A 24,944-nucleotide genomic window follows, 5' to 3' on the forward strand; every position below is an offset into this window, starting at 1 on the left:
CAAGACGGCCCCATCGTATAGCGGCCTAGTACGCCGCCCTCTCACGGCGGTAACGCGGGTTCGAATCCCGCTGGGGTCACACAACACGACGAAAGCCCTCCGGTTCTCCGGGGGGCTTTCGTCGTTCCGAGCGTGCGCGTCAGTCGTCCGCGCGCAGCGACAGGGTCCGGAACGCCCGGGCCTGGAGCGGCACGACCATGAGCGCCATCATCGCGCCACCGGCCACGACGAACGGCACCCAGACGGCGCGGAACAGCTGGCTACCGCCGCTCGGCAAGCCACATGACCGGGTAGAGTAGGACCGCGAACGCTGACATGACCATGTCGGCCACTCGCAACAGGAGCACTTCGAGAGCCGCCTGCACCCCGTATCTGGCGGTGAGGGTGATAACGGTGGGAATCGCGCACGCTGCCGTGCCCAGCCACGCGAGTGCCATGGTATCGGGGCTCAGGACGACGAGCGCGAGCACCAGGAGCGCCGCCCGGCGCGACGGCATCATGTTCGGGCGCACCGCTCCCTCTCTCACGACATCGACGCACCACGCAAAGGTGATGACTACAGCCACGCCCAACGGGACGAATGCGAGGTGAGGGAGCGCGTCGAGTTGGAGCGCTCGGATCGAGGTCGCAACCTCGGTCAAGGAGAGCCAGTCGAGAATCGAGCCAAGTACGTCAAGAGGGTCGGTGCCGTAGACCAGGGCTGCGCCGAATGTCAGAGTGTTGGCTGAAAGCACCATCACCAGGAGGGCGTGAGACTTGTGGATGGACTGGAAGAACGAGAACATGATGTCCCTTTCGGATGAGAAGTTTGGAGCGGTTGCTCCTCCGGCGGTGTTGTCGGTATGCCCTCTATGCGCGAGCGTCACTCAACACATGCGCGGCGGCGGCTGAACTCCGTGCACCGCCACTCATAGCGCCGACCGTGATGTGCCCGCGATTGGTTTTCTGGAGTAGATCGAGACCTGCGTGACCACGTCTTCTACCCTGCGAAGAGCGAGATGATCCCTTGGCTGCATGCCGCCGAGGAAACCGCTCTCGACCAGAAGGCCGTGTTCGCCTGGTACTGCGTGCAGGGTGGTGTCGCCGGATGGTTCGTCATGCGACCTGACAGCGACTCGACCCAGATGCTTGCGTTCGGGTGCTGTGCCATCACCGATGGCGAGCTGGTTACCTCCGTCTGATCGAACTCGAATCCCTGCGGATCGACCGCCCTGGAGCGGCGCCGGTTGTCGTCGTCCGCGACCACAACTGGACCGCGACCGTGGAGTCACGTCGAGCGACGAGCATCGCGATGTTCTTGAGGAACCGACGTATCAATGGCGACGGCGTCGCGGAAATGTGGGTCAGATGCTCGGCTCATTGGCGGCACGGAGCATGAGGTCACGATGAGCGACGCTGGCTGCTCGAGGTCACTGCCCTTAGCGCATAGACGACGTTCGGAGAGAACGGAGCGAATCTCGATCCACACGTGAGGGCGCGCATGAGCACCTCGACGACCGCATCAACACGGGTTCGAATCCCGCTGGGGTCACACAACACGACGAAAGCCCTCCGGTTCTCCGGGGGGCTTTCGTCGTTCCGAGCGTGCGCGTCAGTCGTCCGCGCCCAGCGACAGGGTCCGGAACGCCCGGGCCTGGAGCGGCACGAGCATGAGCGCCATCATCGCGCCACCGGCCACGACGAACGGCACCCAGACGGTGGTGAGGGAGGCCAGCGCGCCGAAGCCCGCCATCGCGAGCGGCATCAGGCAGTCGTCGCCGAGCCGGGTGAGGGAGCCCATGCGACCGAGGAACGCGGTGTCCACCGTCGAGGCGAAGGTCGCGCTCAGCAGCACGGAGGCGTAGCCGGCGGTGGCGCCGACGACGGTGGCGGCGACGGCCACCGTCCAGGCGGGGCCGAACCCGAGCGCGACGATGCCCGCTCCCTGGACGAGGAGAGCGCCGAACCCGCTCCGCGCCTCGTGGCGCGGCCGCCATCTCGCGACCGTGGCAGCCCCCACGGCGGCGCCGAGGCCGAGCAGGCCCTCGAAGAGGCCGACCGCGGGAGCCCCCCAACCCTCGTCGTGCGCCCGCAGAGCCAGGCCGATGCCGACGGCGGGTCCCACGGCGAGATTGAGTCCGGAGAGGGCGATGACGAGCGTGCGCGTCGTGGGGTTCGCTCCGAGGTGGGCGAACGCCGCGCCGATCGCCCGCAGGGATGACGTGCGCGGGGCCCGGGCGAGCCGGAACCGCGGACGGAGGGCGATCGCCAGGAACCCGACGACCAGAGCGAAGGTCACCGCGTTCGCCGATGCGCTCCCCGCGAGACCTGCCTGGGCGACGAGCAGGCCGCCGAGAGCGGCGCTTCCCATCGTGCCGAGGCGAGACGCCGTCTGCATGACAGCCGCGTAGGAGGGGAGGTCGTCGGTGCGTACCAGCTGTCGCCCGATGGTGCCGGCCGAGGGTTCGTAGAACGCGTCGCACACTCCGAACGCCACGGCGGCGGCGAGCAGGACGGGCACGGTGGGCGCATGCGAGACCGTCCACACGGCAGCGGCGACGAGCACCCCCACGCGGACCGTGTTGCAGACCATCATCACCCGGCGGGCATCGGCGCGGTCTGCGATGACCCCGCCGAAGAGCAGCACCATCGCGCGCGGCACCGTGCCGGCGGCGACGATGAGTCCGGCGACGGCGGGGGAGGCGATCTGCACGGCTGTCCACGCCAACGCGATCGTCCACACGGCGTCGCCGGCGTCGGACAGGGCCTTCACGCCGATCCACGCGTGCACCATCCGGTCACGCCGGAACGGAGGGGGACTGGAGAGCTCGACGGGCGGGGTGAGCGCGGTCATCACGGCTCCGTGGGGAACGCGTGGGCGAAGAAGAACACCGGCGTGCGCGCCCGGCCGTCGTCTTCGTCGATCGAGGCCTGCCAGTCCCGCACCACGCCCAGCACGCGCGCGGAGAGGTCGCGCAGTTCCTCCGGGGTCGCCCACGCGGTGGTCTCCGTGTTGGAGGCGTCGTAGTCAGCCACGGCGGGCTCGCCTCGGCGGCGGTGCCAGCGCTGCAGACGGTCGATCTGCATGCGGATGCCCTGCCGTTGTGCTTCCCGGGCGAGCAGGGCATCGGCGGGGGAGTCGGCGAAGTCCTCGACCGACCAGGTCAGGCCCCGCCGTGCGACCGTCCACCAGCTCGTGCGCCGATCGCCGGTCGGGTCTGCGGCGCGCTCGACGATGCCGGCACGCTCGAGCATCCGGAGGTGATGGCTGATGCTGCCGACCTGACTCTCGAGCGCACGGGCGATCGCCGTCACCTGCGAGGTGCCGTACAGCAGGAGGTAGTCGTAGATGCGGCGACGCAGCGGATGGTGCACGGCGGTGATCACAGAGATGTCTTCCACGCTCCGAAGGCTATGCACCGGTGCGGAGACGCACAAGACTTCTTGTATACCCCGGAACGGCGGGCTATTCCTCCGCGTGGGGCGCAGCGGACGCGGCCTTCCGGCGCCGTCGGCCGCGGCGGACGAGCCAGACGACCAGCACGACGACAGCGGTCACCGCGAGCCAGGGGAGGAGGAAGCCGAACGCGATCACCAGGGCGTTCAGCGAGACCACCAGACCGTTCCATCCGGCCCGGAGTCCGTCGCCGAAGCCCGCGGGGTCCGCCGCGGCCGGTGCGTCCGCTCGGGACAGCTCCACGGTGAGGGACGACAGGGCCACCTGATCCTCCAGCGCGGCGAGCTGCTGTTCGTACGACTCGAGCTGCGCCTGGCGATCGGTGAGCGCGACCTCGGCCTCGATGAGATCGGCGACCGTGCCCGACTGGCTCATGAGCTCCGTGAGCCGCTGCACCGAGGCGCGTGTCGACTCCACGCGGGCGCGGAGGTCGATCGCGGTGGCGGTCACGTCCTGTTTCGTGACGGAGGACGAGAGCACCTCCCCGGTGTCGCCGAGGGCGGCGATCACCGTGGTCAAGTCGTCGGCGGGGACGCGGACCGTGACCCAGCCGTACCCGGAGTCCGCGGGGACCCGCTCGGCGGGGGCATCCGTCGCGAGCGCCTTGCCGACCTCGGTGCTCTCGACGTAGCCGCCGTGCTCGACAGCGAGGTCGCCGATGGCGGCGGCGGCATCGGCGATGTCCTTCACCTGCACCGAGGCCTGGGCCGAGGCGACGATCTCCCTGCCGTCTTCGGCGGATGCCGCGGCGTCCGATCCGATGACACCGGGCAGGGTCGCCCCCTCGACAGCGCGGTCCGGCACGGCCGACCCCGCCTCGTCGGTCGACCAGCCCACGACGCCGTCCGCTGTGGACACGGACGAGCCGCCCCCTCCCACGGCACCGAGGATCGGCGGCGTCACGAGGACTCCGACGACGAAGGCCGCCGCGATCCCGCCGGCAGTGAGCCACCGGCGCCGACGTCTCCTGGCGCCCTCTGCGCGCGGCGGAACCGGCGGCCGCTCGCCCTGGATCTCGGTGAACACGGCCTCCTCGATCCGCGCGACGGTCGCGTCGGACACGGGCGGGAGGCTCTGTTGCGGGGTCTGGTCGTTCATGCGTCCCTCACTTCCTTGATGGCGCCGCGCAGCTGAGTGCGCACGCGCGAGAGACGGTTCCGGACGACGGCGTGCGTCACGCCGAGCTCGTCGGCGGCGGCCTGGTAGGCGTAGCCCTCGGAGGCGCAGAGCCGGAAGATCTCCTGGTCGAGCGCGCTCAGGGTGCCCACCTCCGCGGCGATCCGAGCGGCGAGCGCCGCCGTGATCACCTGGTCCTCGACGCTGACGACGTCGGGGAGCTGGTCGTCGGCCGCGTCCGTCGTGTGCGCCTGGTCGCGGCGGCGCTGGCGCAGCCGGTTCGCCGCCTGGAAGCGGCAGATCGTCGCGAGCCAGGGGAGGATCGACTCTCCCTGCAGCTGCAGACCCGGAAGCTTGCGCCAGGCGACCACGAAGGTCTCCTGCGTCACGTCTTCCGCGTCGGCGACGGCGCCCAGGATGCCATGCGCGATCCAGTACACGGGGCGCACATGGGCGCGATACAGGGCGCGGAAGGCGCTCTGATCGCCGGCCGCCGCCTGGGCGGCCCAGCGCTGGTCACTCGTCTGTCCGGGCATCCTGGTTCCGTTCGGTGTCTCTCCCTCGAGAGTGTCGGCGGATGTCCCATCGTCTCAGCACGGATCCGGATCCGCAGTCGTGTGTCGACTTCCTCGTCCCGAGGACCCCCACCTCCGGTAGCATGGCCCGGGCGAGAGGGAGTATCCCGAATCCGCGCGTAACGTCATCACGAGCACCGACATCGCTGCTCCGGGCGCGCGCCGCACATCTGCGGGGGAGAGACTTTCGACTCATTCCCGACCCCTCGCGAAAGGTGCACAGCGCCCGTGGACATCCCCGTCTGGTTCGAGATCACGTCGATGGTCGTCCTCACGATCATCCTGATCGGCGACCTGCTCCTCATCCGGCTGCGCCCCCACATTCCCTCCACCAAGGAGTCGACCCTGTGGGTCGTGTTCTACGTGGGCCTCGCGCTGCTCTTCGCGGTGCTGCTGGGGAACGTGGGCGGATGGCAGAACGCCGGGGACTTCATCACCGGGTGGGCGCTGGAGTACAGCCTCTCCGTCGACAACCTGTTCGTCTTCGTGCTGATCATGGCGCAGTTCGCGGTGCCGCGACGTCTGCAGCAGCAGGTGCTCATGGTCGGGATCATCATCGCGCTGATCCTGCGCGGACTGTTCATCCTCGTCGGCGTGACGATCATCGAGAACTTCTCGCCGATCTTCTACCTGTTCGGCGCCTTCCTCGTCTACACCGCCATCCGGCAGGCGATGCCGGAAGGCGAGCACGAGGACGACGTCAAGCGCGAGAACTTCATCGTCCGGCTGCTCCGCCGTCGGATCGACATCAGCGAGACCTACGACGGCTCGAAGATCCGCACGACCGTCGACGGGAAGCGGATGTGGACGCCGATGATCATCGTGTTCATCACGATCGGCGTCACCGACCTCATCTTCGCGATCGACTCGATCCCGGCGATCTTCGAGATCACGACCAACGGCTTCCTCGTCTTCGCCGCCAACATCTTCGCGCTCATGGGGCTGCGCCAGCTCTACTTCCTCCTCGGCGACCTCCTGGACCGCCTCCGCTACCTGCACTACGGCATCGCCGTGATCCTCGGGTTCATCGGCATCAAGCTGATCCTGCATGCGCTGCACGTCAACGAGCTCCCGTTCATCAACGGCGGCGAGCACGTGGAATGGGTGCCGGACATCGACAACATGGTGTCGCTCGCCGTGATCCTCGTCTCGATGACGGTGGCGACGATCGCGAGCCTGATCGCCTCGTCCCGGGAGAAGCGCGCCGAGAAGCGCACGGCTGCGATCCGGGACTGATCCGGCGGGGCGCGGGTCAGAACGCCTGCAGGTTGGCCTGCAGGCCGCCGTCCGCGTACTCGCGGCGGAGGAGCCCGCGGCGGCGGAGGATCGGCACCAGCTCGTCGAGGGTCCGGTGCAGCGTCACGGGATGGAAGTCGCCCCAGAGGAGCACGCCGTCGTTGCCCCACTCGCCGAGCTCCTCGACGAGATCGGCGAATTCCTCCGCTGTGCCCACGAAGCCGCTGCGATCACGAAGGCGCCCGGTCCTGGCCAGCGCGGTCAGGTGTGCGCGGAGCGGTGCATCCTCCCCACGATCCCCGATCAGCCGCTGGATGCTCCCACGGGAGACGTGAGCTCCGAAGATCGAGGGGTCGAGAGGGCGGTCCAGATCGAGGGCCGTGAGGTCGGTCTCTAGGTCGCTCGACTGCTTGCGGGCGATCTGCGCGAGCGCGGCGTCGTCCGGGTGGGCGGAGGCGGCCACGATCCGGTCGGCCTCCTCGGCGGACGCCGTGATCACGGGCTGGATCGCGAAGAGGATCTTGACGTCCTCGGCCCGGCGCCCGCGGGCGAGAGCAGCGTCGTGCACCCGCTGCCGATACTCCCGAACCGCCTTCTCGTGCAGGGGAGCGAGCGCCAGCTGGACGTCGGAGTTCGCCCCCGCGAACGCCAGGCCGCGCCCGGAGCCGCCGGGGGAGACGATGGCCGGCTCGCCGTCCGTGAAGGGCAGGGCGTTGAGAGGGCCGTCGAAGTCGTAGTGGGCGCCGCGGTGCTGCACCGGACGCATGCGCGTGCCGTCCGCGTAGACGCCGGAGACGGGATCGGCGACCAGCGCGCCGTCGTCCCAGCTCCGCCAGAGCGCGCGGATGCCCGCGAGCCATTCCTCGGCACGGTCGTACGCCTCGTCGTGGCCGAGTTGCGGGGCCGCCGAGAAGTGCCGGGCGCTGCCGGTGTCGGTGACCACGTTGAGGCCGAGCCGGTGCCCGCTCAGGTGCTGCAGGGTCGCGAACTGACGGGCCGAGGTGTAGGGCAGCGAGGCCGCGGGGTTCACGGTGGGCACCACGCCGAGATGACGGGTCGCCTGGAAGAGGTACGGTGCGAGCAGCAGGGGGTCGTGCTTCGGGCCGCCGAACGCATGACGCACGCGCAGGTCGATCGTGTCCGCCGAGCCGAGCGAGGGACTGTCCTCGATGATCACGAGGTCGAAACCGGCCTGCTCCAGGGTGCGGGCGGCCTCCTGGTAGACCTCCGGCCGCTTCCAGTCGTAGTCCCAGTCCAGGGACGGATATCCCCAGCCCTGAGGACCGAAGCCCCGGGCGAGGAACCACCCGAAGTGCTGCAGGCGGCTCATGCCACCGTCTCCCTGACGCTCTCGAGCACCCGCGCGAGGTCGCCGATCAGGTCGTCGACATCCTCGATGCCGATCGACAGCCGCAGCGTGCCGGGGCCGACGCCGAGGACCCGGCGCTCCGCCTCAGTGCGCTGCGCGTGGCTGGTCGTGCCGGGGTGCAGCACGAGCGACCGCACGTCGCCGATGTGCGTCATGTGGGTGAAGACGGACACCTCCTCCACGAAGCGACGGGCCGCGGGGAGGCCGCCGCGCAGTGTGAGGGTGAAGATGGAGCCGAATCCGCCGTCGAGGTAGCGCAGCGCGGTCTCGTGATGAGGATGCGAGGGCAGGCCGACGTAGTCCACGCTCTCCACGGCGTCGTGCGCGGCGAGCCAGCGTGCGACGGCGAGGGCGTTCTGCGACTGGCGCTCCACACGCAGGCCGAGCGTCTCGGTGCCCTGGCCGATGAGGAACGCGTTGAGGGGCGAGGGGGACGCGCCGAATCGCGGGGCCACCGACTCCCTGGCGTACCCGATGCGGGCGCGGCCGCCGTGCCGGGCGAAGACGCTGGGGACGCCGCCCCGCCCCGGCAGCACGAGGTGCGGGGCGTTGTGCCCGGCGCGCTCCGCATCGAACCGGCCGTCGTCGATCACCACGCCGCCGAGCACCGCACCCTGGCCAGCGAGGAACTTCGACGCGGAGTGCACGACGATGGCCGCGCCGTGCTCCAGCGGTCGGAGGAGGGCGGGCGTGGCCAGGGTGTTGTCGACGATCAGGGGGACGGCGATCTCGTCGGCCACGGCGCTCACCGCCGCCACGTCGAGCACGTCGTTGCGGGCGTTGGCGAGCGACTCCGCGAACAGCGCCCTCGTCGTCGGGCGTACGGCCTCCCGCCAGGCATCCGGGTCCGCGATGTCGTCCACGAACGTCGTCTCGATGCCGAGGCGGGCGAGGTTGTCCAGGAACAGCCCGCGGGTGCCCTCGTAGATGTGGGTCGAGGACACGATGTGGTCGCCCGCCCCCACGACCGAGAGCAGAGCAGTGGTCACTGCAGCCTGTCCGCTGGCCACGAGCACGGCGTCGGCACCGGACTCCAGACTCGCGAGCTGTCGCTCCACCGCGTGCACCGTGGGGTTGCCGGTGCGGGTGTACCCGAATCCGGTGCCCGTGCCGAAGTGGTCGGCGGCGTGATCGAAGTCGTCGAACTCGAAGCCCGCCGTCAGGTAGATCGGCGTCACACGGGAGGCGGCAGTGGCTCGGCCTCTCGCGGCGTGGACGGCGCGGGTGGCGAAGCGGGCGGTCTCGACGGTCATGCGGGGCCTCTCGGTCGATCGGGTGAGCAACAGAGTGTCACGGCGTGTCTCGGCGTGTCCGAGCGGTGGTAACCTGACGTCATGCGGACCGTGCTCCTTCTTAGCGGCCGCGGCGAGACCTCGATCTGAGCCCCTCCTCGTCGCGGAGTCCATCGTGGGCCGAACCGCCATCCACAGGAGACACGCCATGACCACCACCGCCGGTGCGGATTCCGCACGCCCCAGGACGCTCGCCGAGAAGGTCTGGGACGACCACCTCGTCGTCAAGGGTGAGGACGGCCAGCCCGACCTCATCTACATCGACCTGCACCTCGTGCACGAGGTCACCAGCCCGCAGGCCTTCGACGGCCTCCGCAGAGAGGGGCGCCCGCTCCGCCGGCTCGACCTGACCATCGCCACGGAGGATCACAACACGCCCACGTGGGAGATCGACAAGCCCATCGCCGATCTGACCAGCCGGACGCAGATCGAGACGCTGCGCCGCAACGCCGCCGAGTTCGGCGTGCGTCTGCACTCGCTGGGGGACGCGGAGCAGGGCATCGTGCACGTCGTCGGCCCGCAGCTCGGCCTGACCATGCCCGGCATCACCGTGGTCTGCGGCGACTCGCACACATCCACGCACGGCGCATTCGGCGCGATGGCGTTCGGCATCGGGACCAGCGAGGTCGAGCATGTCATGGCGACCCAGACCCTGCCGTTGAAGCCGTTCAAGACGATGGCCATCAACGTCGAGGGCACGCTGCGCCCCGGCGTCACCGCGAAGGACATCATCCTCGCCGTGATCGCCAAGATCGGCACCGGCGGCGGTCAGGGCTATGTGCTCGAGTACCGCGGCAGCGCGATCCGCGCGCTCTCCATGGAGGGCCGCATGACGATCTGCAACATGTCCATCGAGGCAGGTGCGCGCGCCGGCATGGTGGCCCCGGACGAGACGACGTTCGCCTACCTCGAGGGCCGTCCGCACGCGCCGAAGGGTCAGGACTGGGACGACGCCGTCGCCTACTGGCGCACGCTGCCGACCGACGAGGGCGCCACGTTCGACGCCGAGGTCTTCATCGACGCCGACGAGCTGGAGCCGTTCGTGACCTGGGGGACGAACCCCGGCCAGGGCAGCTCGCTCTCCGCCACGGTGCCGAACCCGGCGGAGATCGCCGACCCGAACGAGCGGGCCGCTGCCGAGCGTGCGCTGGAGTACATGGACCTGACGCCGGGCACGCCGCTCAAGGAAGTGCCGGTCGACGCGGTGTTCATGGGCTCGTGCACGAACAGCCGCATCGAGGACCTCCGGGCCTTCGCCTCCATCATCCAGGGCAAGAAGAAGGCCGACGGCGTCCGGGTGATGGTCGTCCCCGGGTCCGCCCGCGTGCGACTGGAGGCCGAGGCCGAGGGCCTGGATCAGGTCATCAAGGACTTCGGGGCGGAGTGGCGCTTCGCAGGGTGCTCAATGTGTCTGGGCATGAATCCCGATCAGCTCGCCCCGGGGGAGCGCTGCGCCTCCACCTCGAACCGCAACTTCGAAGGGCGCCAGGGCAAGGGCGGCCGTACGCACCTCGTGTCGCCGCTCGTCGCGGCGGCGACCGCCATCCGCGGCACCCTGTCCAGCCCGAGCGATCTGGAGGCCTGACCATGGAGAAGTTCACCACCCACACGGGCATCGCCGCGCCGCTGAAGCGGTCGAACGTCGACACCGACCAGATCATCCCCGCGGTGTTCCTCAAGCGCGTCACCAAGACCGGCTTCGAGGACGCGCTGTTCCACGGCTGGCGGCAGGACCCCGCCTTCGTGCTCAACCAGGCGCCGTACCAGGGGGCGTCCGTGCTCGTCGCCGGGCCTGATTTCGGCACCGGCTCCAGCCGTGAGCACGCGGTCTGGGCCCTTCGCGACTTCGGCTTCAAGGTCGTGCTGAGCCCCCGGTTCGCCGACATCTTCCGCGGGAACGCGGGCAAGCAGGGGCTCCTCGCGGCGACCATCTCCGAAGCGGACCTGGAGCGGTTCTGGGCCTTCATGGACGCTGTTCCCGGCGCGCGGATGACGGTCGACCTCGAGGCGCGCACCGCCGCCATCGGCGACCCCACCGGGGGCGCGGAGGCCGGCTTCCAGGCCGACATCGGGATCGACGATTACACTAGATGGCGGCTCCTCGAAGGGCTCGATGACATCGGGCTCACGCTGCGCAACGAAGACAAGATCGCGCAGTTCGAGGCCCGTCGCGAGTCGTGGCGGCCGCGGACCCTCCCCGTCCAGTGAGACGGAGGGGGCGGGGGAGCCAGGGGTAACCCCGCCCCCGATGAACGAAGTGAGGCCCCGAATGACGACACCCGTGCGCGACGCTCTCTCCGACGACGTCCCCGCGCTGACCGGAGACGTCCTCGCCATCCGTGGAGGTCGTCCGCTGCGCGGACGCGTCGACGTGAAGGGCGCGAAGAACCTCGCCACCAAGGCGATGGTCGCGTCCCTGCTCGGGGAGACCACGAGCGTCCTGCGCGACGTGCCGGCCATCAGCGACGTCGCCGTGGTGCGCTCGCTGCTCGAGGTGCACGGCGTCCGGGTGTCGGAGGGAGACGAGCCCGGCTCGCTGGTGTTCGACCCCAGCGACGTCGAGTCGGCCCATTTCGAGGAGATCGACGCCCACGCGGGCGCCTCGCGGATCCCGATCCTGTTCTGCGGCCCGCTGCTGCACCGCCTGGGTCAGGCGTTCATCCCCGACCTCGGCGGCTGCCGCATCGGCGACCGTCCGATCGACTTCCACCTGGACGCTCTCCGCAAGTTCGGCGCGATCGTCGAGAAGCTGCCCAGCGGCATCCGCCTCTCGACGGGAGGGACCCGCCTGCACGGCGCGAACATCCACCTGCCCTACCCGAGCGTCGGCGCCACGGAGCAGGTGCTCCTCACCGCGGTGCGCGCCGAGGGCATCACCGAACTCCGCAACGCGGCGATCGAGCCGGAGATCATGGACCTGATCGCCGTCCTGCAGAAGATGGGCGCGATCATCTCCTACGAGCCGAACCGCGTCATCCTCATCGAGGGCGTCGAGAAGCTCCGCGGTTACGACCACCGGTCGATCTTCGACCGCAACGAGGCGGCCTCGTGGGCGTCGGCCGCTCTGGCCACGGACGGCGAGATCTTCGTCGGCGGTGCCAAGCAGCAGGAGATGCTCACCTTCCTCAACGTCTTCCGCAAGGCGGGCGGCTGGTTCGACATCCAGGAGGACGGCATCCTCTTCCGTCGCGACGGCGACATCAAGCCGGTCGTGATCGAGACCGACGTGCACCCGGGCTTCATGACCGACTGGCAGCAGCCGCTCGTCGTCGCGCTCACCCAGGCGCATGGCCGCTCGGTCGTGCACGAGACCGTGTACGAGAACCGGATGGGCTTCACCGAGGCGCTGGTCAAGATGGGCGCCGACATCGTCGTGCACCCGCGCGGTCTGCAGGACGGGCCCCGGCGCGTGCCGCGTCGCGATCTGGAGCAGGCAGCCGTCATCACCGGTCCCACCCCTCTGCACGGCGCCGACATCGTGGTGCCCGACCTGCGCGGCGGCTACAGCCATGTGATCGCGGCCCTGACGGCCACGGGCGAGTCGAAGGTGTCGGGCGTCGACATCCTGAGCCGCGGATACGAGAAGTTCCTCGCCAAGCTCGACGCGCTCGGCGCCGACTTCGACGTCCTCCGGTGAGCCCCATGGCTTCCCGGTCTCCGGAGAAGACGCGGCCGAGCGTGTTCTGGCCGCTCGCGGCGATCGTCGTCCCGCTGGTGTCGCTGATCGCGAAGGTCCGCATCATCGGTGCGGAGAAGCTCCCGCGAGAGGGCGCGTTCGTCCTGGCCCCGAACCACTACTCGGAGTTCGACCCGCTGATCGTCGCCTTGGCGGTCTGGCGGATCGGGCGTGCTCCGCGGTTCATGGCCAAGGAGAGCCTCTTCCGCGTGCCGGTGCTCGGGTGGTTCCTGCGCAAGACGGGGATGATCCCGGTCGCGCGCACCTCGTCGGCGTCGTCCGCGAAGCAGACGATGGCCCAGTCGGCAGCTCTCGTGGAGCACGGCCGCGGCGTGATCGTGTACCCGGAGGGCACGCTCACCCGAGACCCCGACATGTGGCCGATGCGCGGCAAGTCGGGCGCGGTGCGGCTCGCCCTCGCCGACGGCATCCCGCTGATCCCGATGGCCCAGTGGGGGACCCAGGCGATCATGGGCCGCTACCAGAAGGGGCTCAGCCTCTGGCCGCTCCGGAAGCCCGTCACCGTCATCGTCGGCGACCCCGTCGACGTCTCCGATCTCCGCGGCCGCGCGGGTGAGCCGGCGGCGCTGACGGAGGCCACCAACCGACTCATGAACGCGATCACCGCGCTGCTGGAGCAGGTACGCGGCGAGAAGGCCCCCGCGGAGCGCTGGAACCCGGCGAGCCACGGACAGAAGGAGACCGGACGCCTTGACCCCTAAGAGAACCGCGCCGGCCGGACCCCGCGTCGCCGTGATCGGCGCCGGCAGCTGGGGCACCACGTTCGGCAAGATCCTCGCCGATGGCGGCGCCCATGTGACGATGTGGGCGCGTCGGGCCGAGCTCGCGCATGAGATCGACGAGGCGAAGCGCAACTCGCGCTACCTGCCGGGTATCAATCTGCCCCGGACGATGGCGGCCACGCACGAGCTGGCGACCGCGCTCGACGGCGTCGACCAGGTGTACCTGTCCGTGCCGAGCCAGTCGCTGCGGGAGAACCTCAAGGCACTGCGCCCGCTGATCGCCTCGGGTGACGCGAAGATCGTTAGCCTCATGAAGGGCGTCGAGCGGGGCACCGGTCTGCGCATGAGCCAGGTCATCCAGCAGGAGCTGCAGTGCGACCCCGACCGGATCGCCGTGGCCTCCGGACCGAATCTCGCCCTGGAGATCGCGCGGGAGCAGCCGACCGCGGCCGTGATCTCGTCGCGCAGCCAGGAGACCGCGGACGTCGTGGCTCGGGCCGCGCGCAACTCCTACTTCCGGACGTTCGTGAACACGGACGTCATCGGCACGGAGTTCGGCGGAGTGCTCAAGAACCTCATCGCCGTCGCCATCGGCATCGTCGACGGCGTCGGCTACGGCGAGAACACCAAGGCGTCGATCATCACCCGCGGCCTCGTCGAGATGACCGACTTCGCGGTCGCGAACGGCGCCCAGCCGGAGACCCTGCAGGGGCTGGCCGGTCTCGGCGACCTCATCGCGACCTGCCAGTCGCCGCTGAGCCGCAACAACACCGCCGGGCGGCTGCTCGGGCAGGGCTACAGCTTCCAGGACGTCGTGAAGCAGATGCAGCAGACAGCCGAGGGGCTCGCCTCGGTCGCGCCGGTGCTGCAGCTCGCCCGCGAAGCCGATGTGCACATGCCGATCGTCGAGCAGGTGAAGATGGTGCTCGACGGCAAGATGGATCCCCGGGACATCGCCCCGCATCTCACGACGGACGACGACACCCCGCAGGGGGAGAGGACCAACCATGGACAAGCAGACGGTGGTGGTGCTCTTCGGAGGGCGCTCCAGCGAGCATTCGATCAGTTCCGCAACGGCGGGGGGAGTGCTGGGCGCGATCGATCGTGAGCGGTATGCCGTGATCCCGGTGGGGATCACCCGCGAGGGGGCCTTCGTCCTCGAGGACGACGACCCGGCGAAGTTCCCGCTCGACGCCGCGCATCTCCCGGAGGTCGTCGACAACGGCACCCGGGTGCTCTGGCCGGAACCCGGGGGTGACCGCACCCTGCGGGTCGTGCATCCGGGCGGTGAGACCGAGGGACTCGGCGAGATCGACGTCGTGCTGCCGATCCTGCACGGACCGCACGGCGAGGACGGCACGATCCAGGGCTACTTCGACACGCTCGAGGTCCCCTACGCCGGGGGCGGCGTGCTCGACTCGGCGCTGTGCATGGACAAGCACTTCATGAAGATCGCCCTGCAGGCCGCCGGGATCGCGGTGGCGCCGGGTGTGACCGTGCGCCGTCGGGAGTGGGACGCCGATCCCGATGCCCTCCGCGCCCGTGCCGCCGACCTCGGCCTGCCCGTCTTCGTCAAGCCCGCCCGCGCCGGGTCGAGCGTCGGGGTCTCGAAGGTGTCGGCGCCGCAGGAACTCGACGCCGCCCTCGCGATCGCGTTCGCCGAGGACGACAAGGTGCTCATCGAGGCCGGTGTCACCGGCCGGGAGATCGAGGTCGCCGTCCTCGAGACGGCCGAGGGCGTCCGCGCCTCGCTCCCCGGCGAGATCGTGCTGACCGATCGCGGCTTCTACGACTTCGAGGGGAAGTACCTCGGCGGCGACGGCGTCGATGTGGTGTGCCCGGCGGAGCTGACCGACGCGGAGGTGGCCGCCGTTCAGGAGGCCGGCGTCCGGGCCTTCCAGGCGGTCGACGGTCGCGGCCTCGCCCGGGTGGACATGTTCCTCACCCCGACCGGCGAGCTCGTCGTGAACGAGCTCAACACCATGCCCGGATTCACGCCCATCTCGATGTTCCCGAAGTGCTGGGTGGCATCGGGACTGAGCTACGGCGACCTCATCACCGAGCTCGTCGAGGCCGGTCTGCGCCGCTGACGTCGTGGTTCCCCGCGCGTGCTCAGCTCGCGGGGAACTCCACCCGGTCGGTGCACTGCGCGGTCGCCGGGGCGAGCCCGGACTGGATGTTCGACGACAGGCTGTCGACGATCGACTGGAAGTCGACCTGCTCGCCGCGGCGGATGATCACTTCGATGGCCGGTTCCCGACCGTAGGTGACGAGGCGCTGGCGCTCCTCCTCCTGCTCCAGGACGAGCCAGTCGACGCCGCCGAGGGTGGTGCAGACGAGATCGGACGGGGCGGGCGGCTCCACGCCGCAGCGCAGGACGACCGTGGGGTCTCCCCAGGCGCCCGTCGCCTGCGCGTCGGTCCACACGCGCTCGTACCCCCCGACGGTGTCCGGCAGGAGCACGGAGACGTTCGCGCAGGCCGGGTCGTTCGCGTCGGCCGCCGGCTCGAGGTGCACGGTCGTGGAGCATCCGGCGAGTCCGGCGGCGAGGGCGATCGCCCCCGCGACGGCAGCGAGGCGGCGGGAACGAAGCATGTATCCAGGCTACCTTTGACGACATGCCCTCCCGACCCGACTCCGACGATCCGCGCCTGGGAGATCTCTCGGAGGGTCGCATCCTCCGCGCCATCCTCCAGCGCACCGCGCCGGGAGCGCACACGCTTCTCGGTCCCGGCGACGATGCGGCCGTGATCGCCGCCCCCTCGGCATCGGTCGTCGCGACGACGGACACGCTCGTGCACGGGCCCGACTTCCGGCTCGCCTGGACGAGCGGGTACGACCTCGGCTGGAAGGCGGCGGCGGTCAACCTCGCCGACATCGCCGCGATGGGCGCACGCCCGACCGCGCTGCTCGTGGCTCTGGCCGTGCCGCGCGACCTCCGGCTGTCCTTCGTGGAGCGCCTGGCCGACGGCTTCCGCGAGGCCTGCGCGGCGCTCGCCCCCGGGTGCGCGGTGGTCGGCGGCGATCTCACGGTGTCCGAGGTGCTCACCGTCGCTGTGACGGCTCTGGGCGACTTGGAAGGCCGCCCACCGGTGACCAGGGCGGGGGCGCGACCGGGGGACGTCGTCGCCGTCGCCGGAGAGCTGGGTCACGCCGCACACGGGCTGGCCGTGCTGTTCGGACGCTTCCGGGACGGCGAGACGCCGGTCCCGGTCGATCCCGCGGCTCTCGCACCCGGGGAGAGCGCCGCGGTCGCCGCGCAGCTGCGGCCGTCGCCGCCCATCGGCCTCGGCGTGGTCGCGGCGGCGGCCGGGGCGACCGCGATGATGGACGTCTCGGACGGGCTCGCCCTCGACGCGCGTCGCCTCGCCGAGGCCTCGGGCGTCACCCTCGCGCTGGACGGCGCCGCGCTCGGCGCGAACCCGCAGCGCGCGCTCGCAGGCGGGGAGGACCACGCCCTGCTCGCGACGTTCCCGGACGGCGTGCTGCCGCCGGGTTTCCGTGCGATCGGCGTCGTGCGTCCGCGCGGCGAGGAGGACCTGCTCTGCGACGACGGTCCCGTGGACGTCAGCGGCTGGGATCCCTACCGGGACTGGGACTCCGTCGCCGGTTGAGCGGTCGCGGAGGCGGCGTCCTCGAGGTCGGGCTCCGCCCACCAGAGGGTCGTGTCGCCGTAGGTCTTCTCCCGGAAAACCCGGAGTCCGGCCGCGGCGAAGTCGGGTGTGGACGAACGCCGGGCGCGTTCGACGACCACCACGGCATCGTCGCTGAGCAGCGGAGCGAGGGCGGCGAGGTCGCCGTCCATCGCCTCGTCGCCGATGTCGTACGGCGGATCCGTGAACACGAGGTCGTAGGGCCCGGACGCTCGGCCGAGGAACGCCCGGACCGTCGCCTCCTGCACCCGTGCGGTCGCGGTGCCGGAGGCCTTCGCGACGGCCGCGGCGTTGCGCCGCACGACGGCGGCGGCCTGCCGGCCGCGCTCGACGAGGTCGGCGCTCCGGGCCCCGCGGCTGAGGGCTTCGAGCCCGAGCGCTCCTGAGCCCGCGTAGAGGTCGAGCACGCGGGCGTCCGCGATCGCGTCGAGCGACTCCAGGGCGCCGAACAGCGACTCGCGCACGCGGTCGCTCGTCGGCCTGGTCCCGGCGCCGGGGACGTCGAGCCGGGTGCCGCGTGCCGTTCCGGCGATGATCCTCGTCACCCGTTCACGATACGACAGGCCGCGGACGGTCGTGTCCGTGCGGTTCCCTAGACTCGGAGCATGTCGCTCACGCTCGAATCCTCGCTCGAGGAGGCCCTCGGTGCGGCGTCGGCCAAGACGCTCGACCGCGCCTTCGGCATGAAGACCGTCGGCGACCTGCTCGCGCACTACCCGCGTCGGTACGCCGACCCGGGGGAGCTCACTCCCATCCGCGACCTCCCGATCGGGGAGACCGTCACGATCGTCGCCGAGGTCCTCTCGTCGAGCTTCCGCCGGATGCGCAATCGACCGGGAGCCATGGTCGACGTCGTCATCGGCGACGGCGTCGGTCGCATGTCGCTGACCTTCTTCGCGAAGAACGTCGGCGCGGCGGAGTGGCGCTCCAAGGATCTGGCTGTCGGGCGCCGCGGGGTCTTCTCCGGGAAGGTGGGCGAGTTCAACGGGATGACCCAGTTCGCCCACCCGGAATACGAGCTGTTCGACGACGAGGACGCGGCGCGCCGGCGGGCGGATGCGAGGGCGGCGGTCCCGATCCCGATCTATCCGGCCACCTCCGCGATCCAGACGTGGCAGATCGCCCGCCTCGTCGGGCGCGTCCTCGACGACCTCTCGTCGGTCCCCGACCCGCTGACCCCGGAGATCCGCACCCGCGAGGAGCTGCTGACGGCGCGAGAGGCTCTGGAGGCGATCCACCGCCCGCGTTCCCGCAACGACATCGATCCCGCCGTCCGCACGCTGCGCATGCACGAGGCGCTCACGCTCCAGACGGCCCTGCTCCAGCAGCGCGACGCGGTTCGCGCCCTGGCCGCCACCTCGCGGCCGGCGGCACCCGGCGGGCTGCTGGAGCGCTTCGATGCCGCTCTGCCCTATACGCTCACGCCGGATCAGGAGACGGTCGGCGCTCAGATCGCAGACGACCTCGTCGGCTCCTGGCCGATGAACCGGCTCGTGCAGGGCGAGGTCGGTTCGGGAAAGACGCTGGTCGCGCTGCGGGCGATGCTGCAGGTGGCCGAGAGCGGCGGACAGGCGGCCCTGATCGCCCCGACGGAAGTCCTCGCGGCGCAGCATCTGCGTTCGATCACGAAGATGCTCGGCCCGCAGCTGGCCCCGCTGCTGATGCCGACGCTGCTCACCGGGCAGATGCCGGCGGCCGATCGCCGCAAGGCCGCGCTGCGCGTCGCCTCCGGCCAGGCGCTGATCGTGGTCGGCACCCACGCGCTCCTCGGGGAGAAGACCACGTTCGCCGATCTCGGTCTGGTCGTGGTCGACGAGCAGCACCGTTTCGGGGTCGAGCAGCGGGAGGCGCTGCGGGCGAAGGGATCCAGCCCGCACGCGCTCGTCCTCACCGCGACCCCGATCCCGCGGACGGTCGCGATGACGGTCTTCGGCGACCTCGACACCTCGGTCATCCGCACGATGCCCGCCGGTCGTGCCGGCATCGAGTCGTACGTCGCGCCGTTGGCCGAGCACCCGGGCTGGTTCAACCGGGTGTGGGAACGGGCGGCGGAGGAGATCGCGCAGGGCCGGCAGGTGTTCGCCGTCTGCGCGGCCATCGACACCGCGGCGAAGACGGCCGAGGCGGGGGAGCAGGCGCTGCTCGCCCCCGAGGGCGGCAAAGGCCCTCGATGGGGTGTCGTGCAGCTCGACGAGGCGCTGGCCACGCATCCGACCCTCGGCGGTCTGCGACGGGCGGTGCTCCACGGGAAGATGCCCTCGGAGGAGAAGGACGCCGTCATGCAGGCCTTCGCCCGCGGGGAGATCGACCTCCTCCTAGCGACGACCGTGATCGAGGTGGGCGTGGACGTCCCCAACGCCTCGACGATGATCGTGCTGGACGCCGACCGCTTCGGCGTCTCCCAGCTGCACCAGCTCCGCGGTCGGGTGGGGCGAGGCGGCGTCCCGGGGCTGTGCCTGCTCGTCACCGAGGCCGAGGCCGGATCGGTGGCTCGCGAACGCGTCGACGCGGTCGCCGCCACCCTCGACGGGTTCGCGCTGGCTGAGGTCGACCTCGAACTGCGCGGCGAGGGCGACGTGCTCGGCGCGGCACAGGCCGGGGTGCGGTCGTCCCTCAAGCTGCTGCGCGTCGTCAAGGATGCCGCTCTCATCACCCGGGCACGCGAGCTCGCGGAGGACATCCTCGCCGCCGACCCCGAGCTGACGGCGCACCCCGGGCTCCGGGAGGCCATCGGACGGCGCGTCACCGACGAGGATCGCGCGGCGCTGGCGAAGAACTGATCGCCGTTCCGGGTGCCCTAGGCTGGATTCCATGAGCAGCCGGATCGCCGTCGTCCCGGGTTCCTTCGATCCGCCGACCCTGGGTCACCTCGACGTGATCCGGCGCGCGGCCGCCCTCTACGACGAGCTGCATGTGCTCGTGGTGCACAACCCGGGCAAGGAGGCGATGCTGCCGATCGCGCAGCGGCTCGCCCTCCTGGAACGTTCGATCGCCGAGGACGGCATGTCCGGCAACATCGTCATCGGCTCCTGGAGCATGGGACTCCTCGTCGACTATGCGCGCGACGTGAACGCCGGCGTCCTCGTGAAGGGCATCCGCTCGCAGGTCGACGTGGCATACGAATCGCCGATGGCGATCGTCAACCGTCATCTGGCCGACATCGAGACCGTCTTCCTGTTGCCCGACCCCGCGCACGCGATGGTCTCCAGCTCGCTGGTGCGCCAGGTCGCCGGTCTCGGAGGCGATGTCTCGCCGTTCGTCCCGCCGGCCGTGGCCTCCTTCCTCGACACCGGCGCGCGCGGGATCTGATCGGCGATCACCCTCCCGTTCCCGGCGGTCTCCCGGCCCTCCTCTCCGGTGACCCGGGTAGCATGGCGGGGTGCGTTCCCGACTCAACAGCCCTTTCGTCCTCCCCGTCCGTGACATCGTCCGGCGCCCGGGGGAGATGCGCGAGCACTCCTTCTCGGTGCCCCTGACGGAGCAGTGGGGGGAGGGCATCGTCTCCTTCGAGGCGGGCTCGGAACTCGATCTCGACGTGCGGCTGGAGTCCGTCCACGAGGGCATCCTCGTCACCGGAGAGGCGGAGGGCGAGTACGTCGGCGTGTGCGGTCGATGCCTCACCGACATCGCTCGGCCCGTCGAAGTCGAGTTCCAGGAGCTTTTCGCGTATCCTGGTGAGGAAGAAACTGACTTCGAGGTTCAAGACGACCACGTGGATCTTGAAACTCTCGTCAGGGATGCGGCCGTTTTGGCCCTTCCTTTTCAGCCGGTGTGTCAGCCGGATTGCCTCGGGCTCGACCCGGTCACAGGCGAGAGGCTGACCGAGAGCACCGGAACGGAGCAGGCCGCTCCCATCGATCCTCGGTGGAGCGCGCTCCAGCAGATCACAGACCAGGACGGCACGGCAGAACGCGGTGCCGCCGAGAAAGAAGAGAGCTAGTCATGGCTGGTAACCCCCCGAAGCGCAAGGTCTCCCGTTCGAACACCCGCTCGCGCCGCGCGCAGTGGAAGGCGGAGGCCCCCGCGCTCGTCAAGACCATCGAGAACGGCAAGGTCGTCTACAGCCGTCCGCACCAGGCGAAGGTCGTCACCGACTCGCAGGGCACCGAACTCTTCCTCGAGTACAAGGGCCGCAAGGTCGCCGACGTCTGAGTCGCGAACCGTGACGGAGGTCCCCGGGGGGACGAGGCCTCTCCCAGATAAGCTCCGCGTCGATATCGACGCGGAGCTTCTGGAGTTGGCCCTCACCCACCGCTCGTATGCGTACGAGCACGGTGGCATCCCGCATAACGAGCGTCTCGAATTCCTCGGCGACTCGGTGCTGGGTCAGGCCGTGACCGTCATGCTGTTCACGCGGCACCCCGAGCTCGACGAGGGGGAGCTGGCGAAGCGTCGGGCGAGCGTCGTGTCGACGGTCGCGCTGGCGGAGGTCGCTCGCGGCATCGATCTCGGCAGCCACCTGCTGCTCGGACGCGGTGAGGAGCAGACCGGTGGTCGAGACAAGGACTCGATCCTCGCGGACACCATGGAGGCCGTCATCGGCGCCACCTACCTGTCCGCCGGGCCCGAGGCTGCCACGGCGCTCGTCCTGCGGCTGACCGAGCCGCTACTCGCCGACCCCGAGCGGTACGGCGCGGCGATGGACCCGAAGACGAGCCTGCAGGAGCTCGCGGCCCGTCTCGGAGCCACGCCTCCGCAGTACTCGGTCGAGGCCAGCGGTCCCGACCACGACCGGCGCTTCACGGCGACCGTCGCCGTCGGCGACGTGCGGATGACGGGCGCCGGCAGCAGCAAGAAGACGGCGGAGATGGCCGCGGCCCTCAGCGCCTGGCGCACGCTCAGCGAGCGTGCCTGAGCTCCCCGAGGTCGAGGTCGTCCGCTCCGGCCTCGCACCGGCTGCCGTGGACGCGGTCATCACGGGCGTCAGCGTCTTCGACGAACGCGCGCTCACCCGGCACACCGCCGGAGCCGCGGACTTCGTCCAGCGTTTGGAGGGTCGCCGCTTCACCGCGGCCGCGCGGCGAGGCAAGTTCCTCTGGCTCCCCGTGGACGACGGCGACTCCGCTCTGATCGCGCATCTGGGCATGAGCGGCCAGATGCTGCTCCGCGCGCCGGACGCGCCGACCGAGCGCCACGAGCGTGTCCGCCTCGGGATCGAGCATCCCCGACACGGCGAGCTCGCGATCGTGTTCGCGGATCAGCGGACGTTCGGCTCCCTTGCCGTCGACGCTCTCATCGCCGACGGCCCCTCCCGCATCCCGACACAGGTCGCGCACATCGCACGCGACCCGCTCGACCCGTTCTTCGACGACCGGGTATTCCGAGCCGCTCTCACCCGGCGGCACAGCGCGATCAAGCGAGTGCTGCTGGACCAGGGCGTCGTGAGCGGGATCGGCAACATCTACGCCGACGAGTCGCTGTGGGCGGCCCGCATCCATCCGGAGACGCCGGCCGACGCTCTGCCGACCCGAGCCGTGAATCGCCTGCTCGCGGAAGTGCGATCGGTCCTGCAGAAGGCTCTCGCCGAGGGCGGCACGAGCTTCGACGCCCAGTACGTCAACGTCAACGGGCAGGCCGGTTACTTCGCCCACTCCCTGAACGCCTACGGTCGTGGCGGGAAGCCCTGTCCGCGCTGCGGCACGCCGATCACCCGTGCTGCGTTCATGAACCGCTCCTCGCACTTCTGCCCGCGCTGCCAGCGGAGGCGCTGACCGTGACCGGGCGCGCGTCGCGGGCCTGACGCACCCGGCCTGCCACCGTCTCACGCCGGGGCGAAAGCGCGATCCAGCAGGGGACGCGTTGCCCAGGTGCTCGCCCACACGACGCCGATGCCGACGGCGACGACCGTCGCGATCGTCATCAGCGAGAGGGGCGCGACGATCAGTGCGATGCCCACCAGCGGGAACACGAGCACGGCAGCGCACAGCGCGGATCCCACCGCCGTGACCAGCAGCGGCGACATGATCGCGCGGCGACGCGCGCGGTCCACGGTCTCGACGGGCATGCCCAGGTGATGCAGGCTCTCGTGCAGGTCGCTCTTGTCGAGCACGTCCGAGGCCTGATTCACGCCGACGGAGGCAGCCACCATGAGGAACGACCCGATGAGGGTGATGATGAGGCCGGTCCGGATGTCCTCCGCGAGCGCGATGCTGGACGGATCGTCGCTCGCCCCGATCGTGTCGAGGAGCGCGACGCCGGTGCCCGCGAAGACGGCCATGAAGCTCGCCATCGCGATGCCGCCGACCTGACGCCAGGCCGCCTTCGGGGAATCCAGCACGAGTCGTGCGGCGAGCAGCCGCTCGGGACGCTCCGCCCGCCGGAGCTGGCGCCCCGCCGAGACCTTCAGCACCCACGGGCCGAGCAGATTGAGAACGCTCAGCGCGAGGGCGAACATCGCAGCGAGTACCGCGATCGTCGCCACGACCCCGCCGATCATCGGGAACACCTTGATGAGCGCGAACGCGATGGCGATCCCCGTGACCGCGATGACGGCGCGGATCCAGTGCACGTTCGTCGGCGCCGTGCGCGTGCGGACGCCGAGCGGCGAGATCACGACACGACGCAGCCCCACGACGGCGCTTCCGGCGGCGAGCACGAGCACGCCGGGCACGACGGCGGCGATCATCACCGGGGGGAGTACGACTGCCGAGAGGCCGAGCGGTTCTCCCCGGAACGGGATGAGACCGATCAGCGGGCTCAGGGCCAGGTGACCGCCGATGCCGATGACGGCTGCGGCCGCAGCGACGAGGACGGATTCGACGACGGTTGCCGTCGTCACCCCGCCGGGCGTCACGCCGAGCAGACGAAGAGTCGAGAGGCGCTCGTCGCGGCGCCGTGCCGAGAGCCGGGCGGCGGCGCCGCCGAGCGAGGTCAGCGGCACGACAAGCAGGACGAGAGCGATGGCGGCGAGGCCCTGGTAGAGGACAGCCTCGTCGTCGGTCCAGGTCCAGAAGGCCTGGGCCCCGCCGACGACGGTGAGGACGAGGGTCGTGACCACCGCGAAGGCGACGATCGGGAGCGCGAGGACGCTGCGCTGTCCGGGAGCGGGACGCAGGAGCAGGCCGAGAACGGAGAGGTTCACGCGTTCACCGCCGAGCCGAGGATACGGCCGTCGCGGACGGCGACGGTGCGCGTGCAGCGCGCCGCGACGTCGGCGTCGTGCGTGACGACGATGAGGGTGCGCCCCTGCCCGGTCGTGGACCACAGGAGCGCGTCCATGACCTCGGCGGAGGTGTGCGAATCCAGAGCGCCGGTCGGCTCGTCCGCGAAGACGAGGTCCGCACCCGTCGCCTGGGCGCGCGCGATGGCCACGCGCTGCGCCTGTCCTCCGGAGAGCTCGCCGATGCGCCGTTCCTCCATGCCGCCGAGGCCCAGTGCCGCGAGCCACGACGCCGCGTGGGGGAGCGCGTCCTTCTTTGCGACGCCGTTGATCATGGAGGCGAGCGCGACGTTCTCCACCGCGGTCAGCTCGGGGATCAGCAGTCCCTGCTGGAAGACGAACCCGAAGCGCTCGCGACGCAGCCGGGAGCGCGCCGCCTCACCCAGCGCGGTCACGTCTATGGCCGTGCCCGTCGAGGGCTGGAAGACCACGCGGCCGCTGTCCGGTGCGGTGATTCCCGCCAGCACATGCAGGAGCGTCGTCTTCCCCGAGCCCGACGCGCCCATGATGGCGACGGACTCGCCACGGTGCACCGCGAGGTCGACACCGGCGAGGGCGTGGGTGACGCCGTAGGTCTTGACGAGGGCGTGGGCTTCGATCACGGGAGTGTTCATGCTCCCAGCCTCGCCGCGGGGCCGTGCCGGTGTCGTCGGCCCGGCGGATGAAGCTGAGCGGTGGCCGTCATCCGG

At 70.5% G+C, this 24,944-nt stretch carries 27 protein-coding genes and 1 tRNA gene; 16 read left to right on the plus strand and 12 right to left on the minus strand.

All coding sequences use genetic code 11. From position 1 onward, the window contains the following. Nucleotides 1-6 precede the first annotated feature (6 nt). A tRNA-Glu gene (locus tag BLU02_RS00795) sits at nt 7-79 on the plus strand. Nucleotides 80-139: 60 nt separating this feature from the next. On the opposite strand, the gene BLU02_RS17325 is transcribed toward BLU02_RS00795, so the two are convergent. Both BLU02_RS17325 and BLU02_RS00800 read right to left on the minus strand, forming a co-directional pair. Beyond that, a complete protein-coding gene (locus tag BLU02_RS17325) occupies nt 140-277 on the minus strand; it encodes a hypothetical protein (RefSeq protein WP_157546954.1) in 138 nt (45 codons plus the stop codon). Next, nucleotides 261-785: a hypothetical protein gene (locus BLU02_RS00800; RefSeq protein ID WP_060923670.1), complete on the minus strand. Its 525-nt coding sequence runs from the start codon at nt 783-785 to the stop codon at nt 261-263. The genes BLU02_RS17325 and BLU02_RS00800 overlap by 17 nt, the downstream gene beginning before the upstream one ends. Before the next feature lie 213 nt (nt 786-998). Here BLU02_RS00800 and BLU02_RS00805 point away from each other — a divergent pair, with 213 nt between their 5' ends. After that, a complete protein-coding gene (locus BLU02_RS00805; RefSeq protein ID WP_060923671.1) occupies nt 999-1,181 on the plus strand; it encodes a hypothetical protein in 183 nt (60 codons plus the stop codon). A 410-nt stretch (nt 1,182-1,591) separates the two neighbouring features. Here the strand turns inward: BLU02_RS00805 and BLU02_RS00810 are convergent, their stop codons facing one another. The 4 genes from BLU02_RS00810 to BLU02_RS00825 all read right to left on the minus strand — a co-directional run bounded on the left by BLU02_RS00810 (nt 1,592) and on the right by BLU02_RS00825 (nt 5,088). Further along, nucleotides 1,592-2,833 (minus strand): MFS transporter, encoded by a 1,242-nt coding sequence (locus tag BLU02_RS00810; RefSeq protein WP_083370846.1) that lies wholly within the window; start codon nt 2,831-2,833, stop codon nt 1,592-1,594. Next, nucleotides 2,833-3,381: a helix-turn-helix domain-containing protein gene (locus BLU02_RS00815; RefSeq protein WP_060922890.1), complete on the minus strand. Its 549-nt coding sequence runs from the start codon at nt 3,379-3,381 to the stop codon at nt 2,833-2,835. Before BLU02_RS00815 ends, BLU02_RS00810 begins: the two co-directional genes overlap by 1 nt. A gap of 64 nt (nt 3,382-3,445) precedes the next feature. Beyond that, nucleotides 3,446-4,534, minus strand: a complete 1,089-nt coding sequence (locus BLU02_RS00820; RefSeq protein ID WP_060922891.1) for a DUF4349 domain-containing protein — start codon at nt 4,532-4,534, stop codon at nt 3,446-3,448. After that, nucleotides 4,531-5,088, minus strand: a complete 558-nt coding sequence (locus BLU02_RS00825; protein ID WP_060922892.1) for an RNA polymerase sigma factor — start codon at nt 5,086-5,088, stop codon at nt 4,531-4,533. Before BLU02_RS00825 ends, BLU02_RS00820 begins: the two co-directional genes overlap by 4 nt. A gap of 267 nt (nt 5,089-5,355) precedes the next feature. Between BLU02_RS00825 and BLU02_RS00830 the strand changes: the two genes are divergently transcribed. Beyond that, nucleotides 5,356-6,363: a TerC/Alx family metal homeostasis membrane protein gene (locus tag BLU02_RS00830; RefSeq protein ID WP_060922893.1), complete on the plus strand. Its 1,008-nt coding sequence runs from the start codon at nt 5,356-5,358 to the stop codon at nt 6,361-6,363. Nucleotides 6,364-6,379: 16 nt separating this feature from the next. On the opposite strand, the gene BLU02_RS00835 is transcribed toward BLU02_RS00830, so the two are convergent. Together BLU02_RS00835 and BLU02_RS00840 are read right to left on the minus strand one after the other, a co-directional pair. Continuing rightward, entirely contained in the window at nt 6,380-7,693 is a 1,314-nt protein-coding gene (locus BLU02_RS00835; RefSeq protein ID WP_060922894.1) for an LLM class flavin-dependent oxidoreductase, read from the minus strand. Further along, nucleotides 7,690-8,985 (minus strand): O-acetylhomoserine aminocarboxypropyltransferase/cysteine synthase family protein, encoded by a 1,296-nt coding sequence (locus BLU02_RS00840; protein WP_060922895.1) that lies wholly within the window; start codon nt 8,983-8,985, stop codon nt 7,690-7,692. The genes BLU02_RS00835 and BLU02_RS00840 overlap by 4 nt, the downstream gene beginning before the upstream one ends. A gap of 187 nt (nt 8,986-9,172) precedes the next feature. On the opposite strand from BLU02_RS00840, the gene leuC reads away from it, so the two are divergent. The 6 genes from leuC to BLU02_RS00870 all read left to right on the plus strand — a co-directional run bounded on the left by leuC (nt 9,173) and on the right by BLU02_RS00870 (nt 15,533). Next, nucleotides 9,173-10,609, plus strand: a complete 1,437-nt coding sequence (leuC, locus tag BLU02_RS00845) for a 3-isopropylmalate dehydratase large subunit (RefSeq protein ID WP_060922896.1) — start codon at nt 9,173-9,175, stop codon at nt 10,607-10,609. Between the two features lie 2 nt (nt 10,610-10,611). Beyond that, a complete protein-coding gene (gene leuD, locus BLU02_RS00850) occupies nt 10,612-11,232 on the plus strand; it encodes a 3-isopropylmalate dehydratase small subunit (protein WP_060922897.1) in 621 nt (206 codons plus the stop codon). A gap of 61 nt (nt 11,233-11,293) precedes the next feature. Continuing rightward, a complete protein-coding gene (murA, locus tag BLU02_RS00855) occupies nt 11,294-12,661 on the plus strand; it encodes a UDP-N-acetylglucosamine 1-carboxyvinyltransferase (RefSeq protein WP_060922898.1) in 1,368 nt (455 codons plus the stop codon). A 5-nt stretch (nt 12,662-12,666) separates the two neighbouring features. Next, nucleotides 12,667-13,422 (plus strand): lysophospholipid acyltransferase family protein, encoded by a 756-nt coding sequence (locus BLU02_RS00860; protein ID WP_029989231.1) that lies wholly within the window; start codon nt 12,667-12,669, stop codon nt 13,420-13,422. Further along, entirely contained in the window at nt 13,412-14,551 is a 1,140-nt protein-coding gene (locus BLU02_RS00865; RefSeq protein WP_060922899.1) for an NAD(P)H-dependent glycerol-3-phosphate dehydrogenase, read from the plus strand. The genes BLU02_RS00860 and BLU02_RS00865 overlap by 11 nt, the downstream gene beginning before the upstream one ends. Then, the gene (locus tag BLU02_RS00870; protein ID WP_060922900.1) at nt 14,451-15,533 is read left to right on the plus strand and encodes a D-alanine--D-alanine ligase family protein; all 1,083 of its coding nucleotides are present in this window, start codon (nt 14,451-14,453) and stop codon (nt 15,531-15,533) included. The genes BLU02_RS00865 and BLU02_RS00870 overlap by 101 nt, the downstream gene beginning before the upstream one ends. 22 nt (nt 15,534-15,555) lie before the next feature. Here BLU02_RS00870 and BLU02_RS00875 read toward each other — a convergent pair whose 3' ends face one another. Beyond that, nucleotides 15,556-16,038 (minus strand): DUF3515 domain-containing protein, encoded by a 483-nt coding sequence (locus BLU02_RS00875; protein ID WP_025103314.1) that lies wholly within the window; start codon nt 16,036-16,038, stop codon nt 15,556-15,558. 23 nt (nt 16,039-16,061) lie between these two features. Between BLU02_RS00875 and thiL the strand changes: the two genes are divergently transcribed. Then, nucleotides 16,062-17,057 (plus strand): thiamine-phosphate kinase, encoded by a 996-nt coding sequence (gene thiL / locus BLU02_RS00880; RefSeq protein WP_083370847.1) that lies wholly within the window; start codon nt 16,062-16,064, stop codon nt 17,055-17,057. On the opposite strand, the gene rsmD is transcribed toward thiL, so the two are convergent. After that, nucleotides 17,027-17,641, minus strand: a complete 615-nt coding sequence (rsmD, locus tag BLU02_RS00885; protein WP_083370848.1) for a 16S rRNA (guanine(966)-N(2))-methyltransferase RsmD — start codon at nt 17,639-17,641, stop codon at nt 17,027-17,029. The two genes, thiL and rsmD, sit on opposite strands and share 31 nt — an antisense overlap. A 60-nt stretch (nt 17,642-17,701) precedes the next feature. Here rsmD and BLU02_RS00890 point away from each other — a divergent pair, with 60 nt between their 5' ends. From BLU02_RS00890 to mutM, 6 genes are all read left to right on the plus strand, one after another. Continuing rightward, nucleotides 17,702-19,876 carry an ATP-dependent DNA helicase RecG gene (locus tag BLU02_RS00890; protein WP_060923096.1) on the plus strand — a complete coding sequence of 725 codons (2,175 nt, stop codon included), beginning with the start codon at nt 17,702-17,704 and terminating at the stop codon, nt 19,874-19,876. A 31-nt stretch (nt 19,877-19,907) separates the two neighbouring features. After that, the gene (gene coaD, locus BLU02_RS00895) at nt 19,908-20,405 is read left to right on the plus strand and encodes a pantetheine-phosphate adenylyltransferase (protein WP_060923097.1); all 498 of its coding nucleotides are present in this window, start codon (nt 19,908-19,910) and stop codon (nt 20,403-20,405) included. 136 nt (nt 20,406-20,541) lie between these two features. Further along, nucleotides 20,542-21,036, plus strand: a complete 495-nt coding sequence (locus BLU02_RS00900) for a YceD family protein (protein WP_025103319.1) — start codon at nt 20,542-20,544, stop codon at nt 21,034-21,036. A 2-nt stretch (nt 21,037-21,038) separates the two neighbouring features. Continuing rightward, the gene (gene rpmF / locus BLU02_RS00905) at nt 21,039-21,248 is read left to right on the plus strand and encodes a 50S ribosomal protein L32 (RefSeq protein ID WP_013586329.1); all 210 of its coding nucleotides are present in this window, start codon (nt 21,039-21,041) and stop codon (nt 21,246-21,248) included. Nucleotides 21,249-21,258: 10 nt separating this feature from the next. Further along, the gene (rnc, locus tag BLU02_RS00910) at nt 21,259-21,951 is read left to right on the plus strand and encodes a ribonuclease III (RefSeq protein WP_060923098.1); all 693 of its coding nucleotides are present in this window, start codon (nt 21,259-21,261) and stop codon (nt 21,949-21,951) included. Next, complete coding sequence (mutM, locus tag BLU02_RS00915) at nt 21,944-22,807, plus strand: bifunctional DNA-formamidopyrimidine glycosylase/DNA-(apurinic or apyrimidinic site) lyase (protein ID WP_060923099.1); 864 nt, start codon at nt 21,944-21,946, stop codon at nt 22,805-22,807. Before rnc ends, mutM begins: the two co-directional genes overlap by 8 nt. 50 nt (nt 22,808-22,857) lie before the next feature. Here mutM and BLU02_RS00920 read toward each other — a convergent pair whose 3' ends face one another. Then, nucleotides 22,858-24,177: an FtsX-like permease family protein gene (locus BLU02_RS00920; protein ID WP_060923100.1), complete on the minus strand. Its 1,320-nt coding sequence runs from the start codon at nt 24,175-24,177 to the stop codon at nt 22,858-22,860. Then, nucleotides 24,174-24,869, minus strand: coding sequence for an ABC transporter ATP-binding protein (locus BLU02_RS00925; RefSeq protein WP_025103323.1), 696 nt, complete (start codon nt 24,867-24,869; stop codon nt 24,174-24,176). The genes BLU02_RS00920 and BLU02_RS00925 overlap by 4 nt, the downstream gene beginning before the upstream one ends. Between the last annotated feature and the right edge of the window lie 75 nt (nt 24,870-24,944).

Source organism: Microbacterium paraoxydans, assembly GCF_900105335.1.
Taxonomy (GTDB): domain Bacteria; phylum Actinomycetota; class Actinomycetes; order Actinomycetales; family Microbacteriaceae; genus Microbacterium; species Microbacterium paraoxydans.

Bases quoted from the DNA above. Each gene is read 5' to 3' on its own strand.
- leuC (WP_060922896.1), top strand. From the start codon at position 9,173: ATGACCACCACCGCCGGTGCGGATTCCGCACGCCCCAGGACGCTCGCC.
- BLU02_RS00840 (WP_060922895.1), bottom strand. From the start codon at position 8,985: ATGACCGTCGAGACCGCCCGCTTCGCCACCCGCGCCGTCCACGCCGCG.
- thiL (WP_083370847.1), top strand. From the start codon at position 16,062: ATGCCCTCCCGACCCGACTCCGACGATCCGCGCCTGGGAGATCTCTCG.
- BLU02_RS00810 (WP_083370846.1), bottom strand. From the start codon at position 2,833: ATGACCGCGCTCACCCCGCCCGTCGAGCTCTCCAGTCCCCCTCCGTTC.
- BLU02_RS00820 (WP_060922891.1), bottom strand. From the start codon at position 4,534: ATGAACGACCAGACCCCGCAACAGAGCCTCCCGCCCGTGTCCGACGCG.
- BLU02_RS00800 (WP_060923670.1), bottom strand. From the start codon at position 785: ATGTTCTCGTTCTTCCAGTCCATCCACAAGTCTCACGCCCTCCTGGTG.
- murA (WP_060922898.1), top strand. From the start codon at position 11,294: ATGACGACACCCGTGCGCGACGCTCTCTCCGACGACGTCCCCGCGCTG.
- BLU02_RS00925 (WP_025103323.1), bottom strand. From the start codon at position 24,869: ATGAACACTCCCGTGATCGAAGCCCACGCCCTCGTCAAGACCTACGGC.
- BLU02_RS00900 (WP_025103319.1), top strand. From the start codon at position 20,542: ATGCGCGAGCACTCCTTCTCGGTGCCCCTGACGGAGCAGTGGGGGGAG.
- BLU02_RS00835 (WP_060922894.1), bottom strand. From the start codon at position 7,693: ATGAGCCGCCTGCAGCACTTCGGGTGGTTCCTCGCCCGGGGCTTCGGT.
- BLU02_RS00825 (WP_060922892.1), bottom strand. From the start codon at position 5,088: ATGCCCGGACAGACGAGTGACCAGCGCTGGGCCGCCCAGGCGGCGGCC.
- BLU02_RS00805 (WP_060923671.1), top strand. From the start codon at position 999: ATGATCCCTTGGCTGCATGCCGCCGAGGAAACCGCTCTCGACCAGAAG.
- BLU02_RS00870 (WP_060922900.1), top strand. From the start codon at position 14,451: ATGGACAAGCAGACGGTGGTGGTGCTCTTCGGAGGGCGCTCCAGCGAG.
- leuD (WP_060922897.1), top strand. From the start codon at position 10,612: ATGGAGAAGTTCACCACCCACACGGGCATCGCCGCGCCGCTGAAGCGG.
- coaD (WP_060923097.1), top strand. From the start codon at position 19,908: ATGAGCAGCCGGATCGCCGTCGTCCCGGGTTCCTTCGATCCGCCGACC.
- rpmF (WP_013586329.1), top strand. From the start codon at position 21,039: ATGGCTGGTAACCCCCCGAAGCGCAAGGTCTCCCGTTCGAACACCCGC.
- BLU02_RS00890 (WP_060923096.1), top strand. From the start codon at position 17,702: ATGTCGCTCACGCTCGAATCCTCGCTCGAGGAGGCCCTCGGTGCGGCG.
- BLU02_RS00860 (WP_029989231.1), top strand. From the start codon at position 12,667: ATGGCTTCCCGGTCTCCGGAGAAGACGCGGCCGAGCGTGTTCTGGCCG.
- BLU02_RS00875 (WP_025103314.1), bottom strand. From the start codon at position 16,038: ATGCTTCGTTCCCGCCGCCTCGCTGCCGTCGCGGGGGCGATCGCCCTC.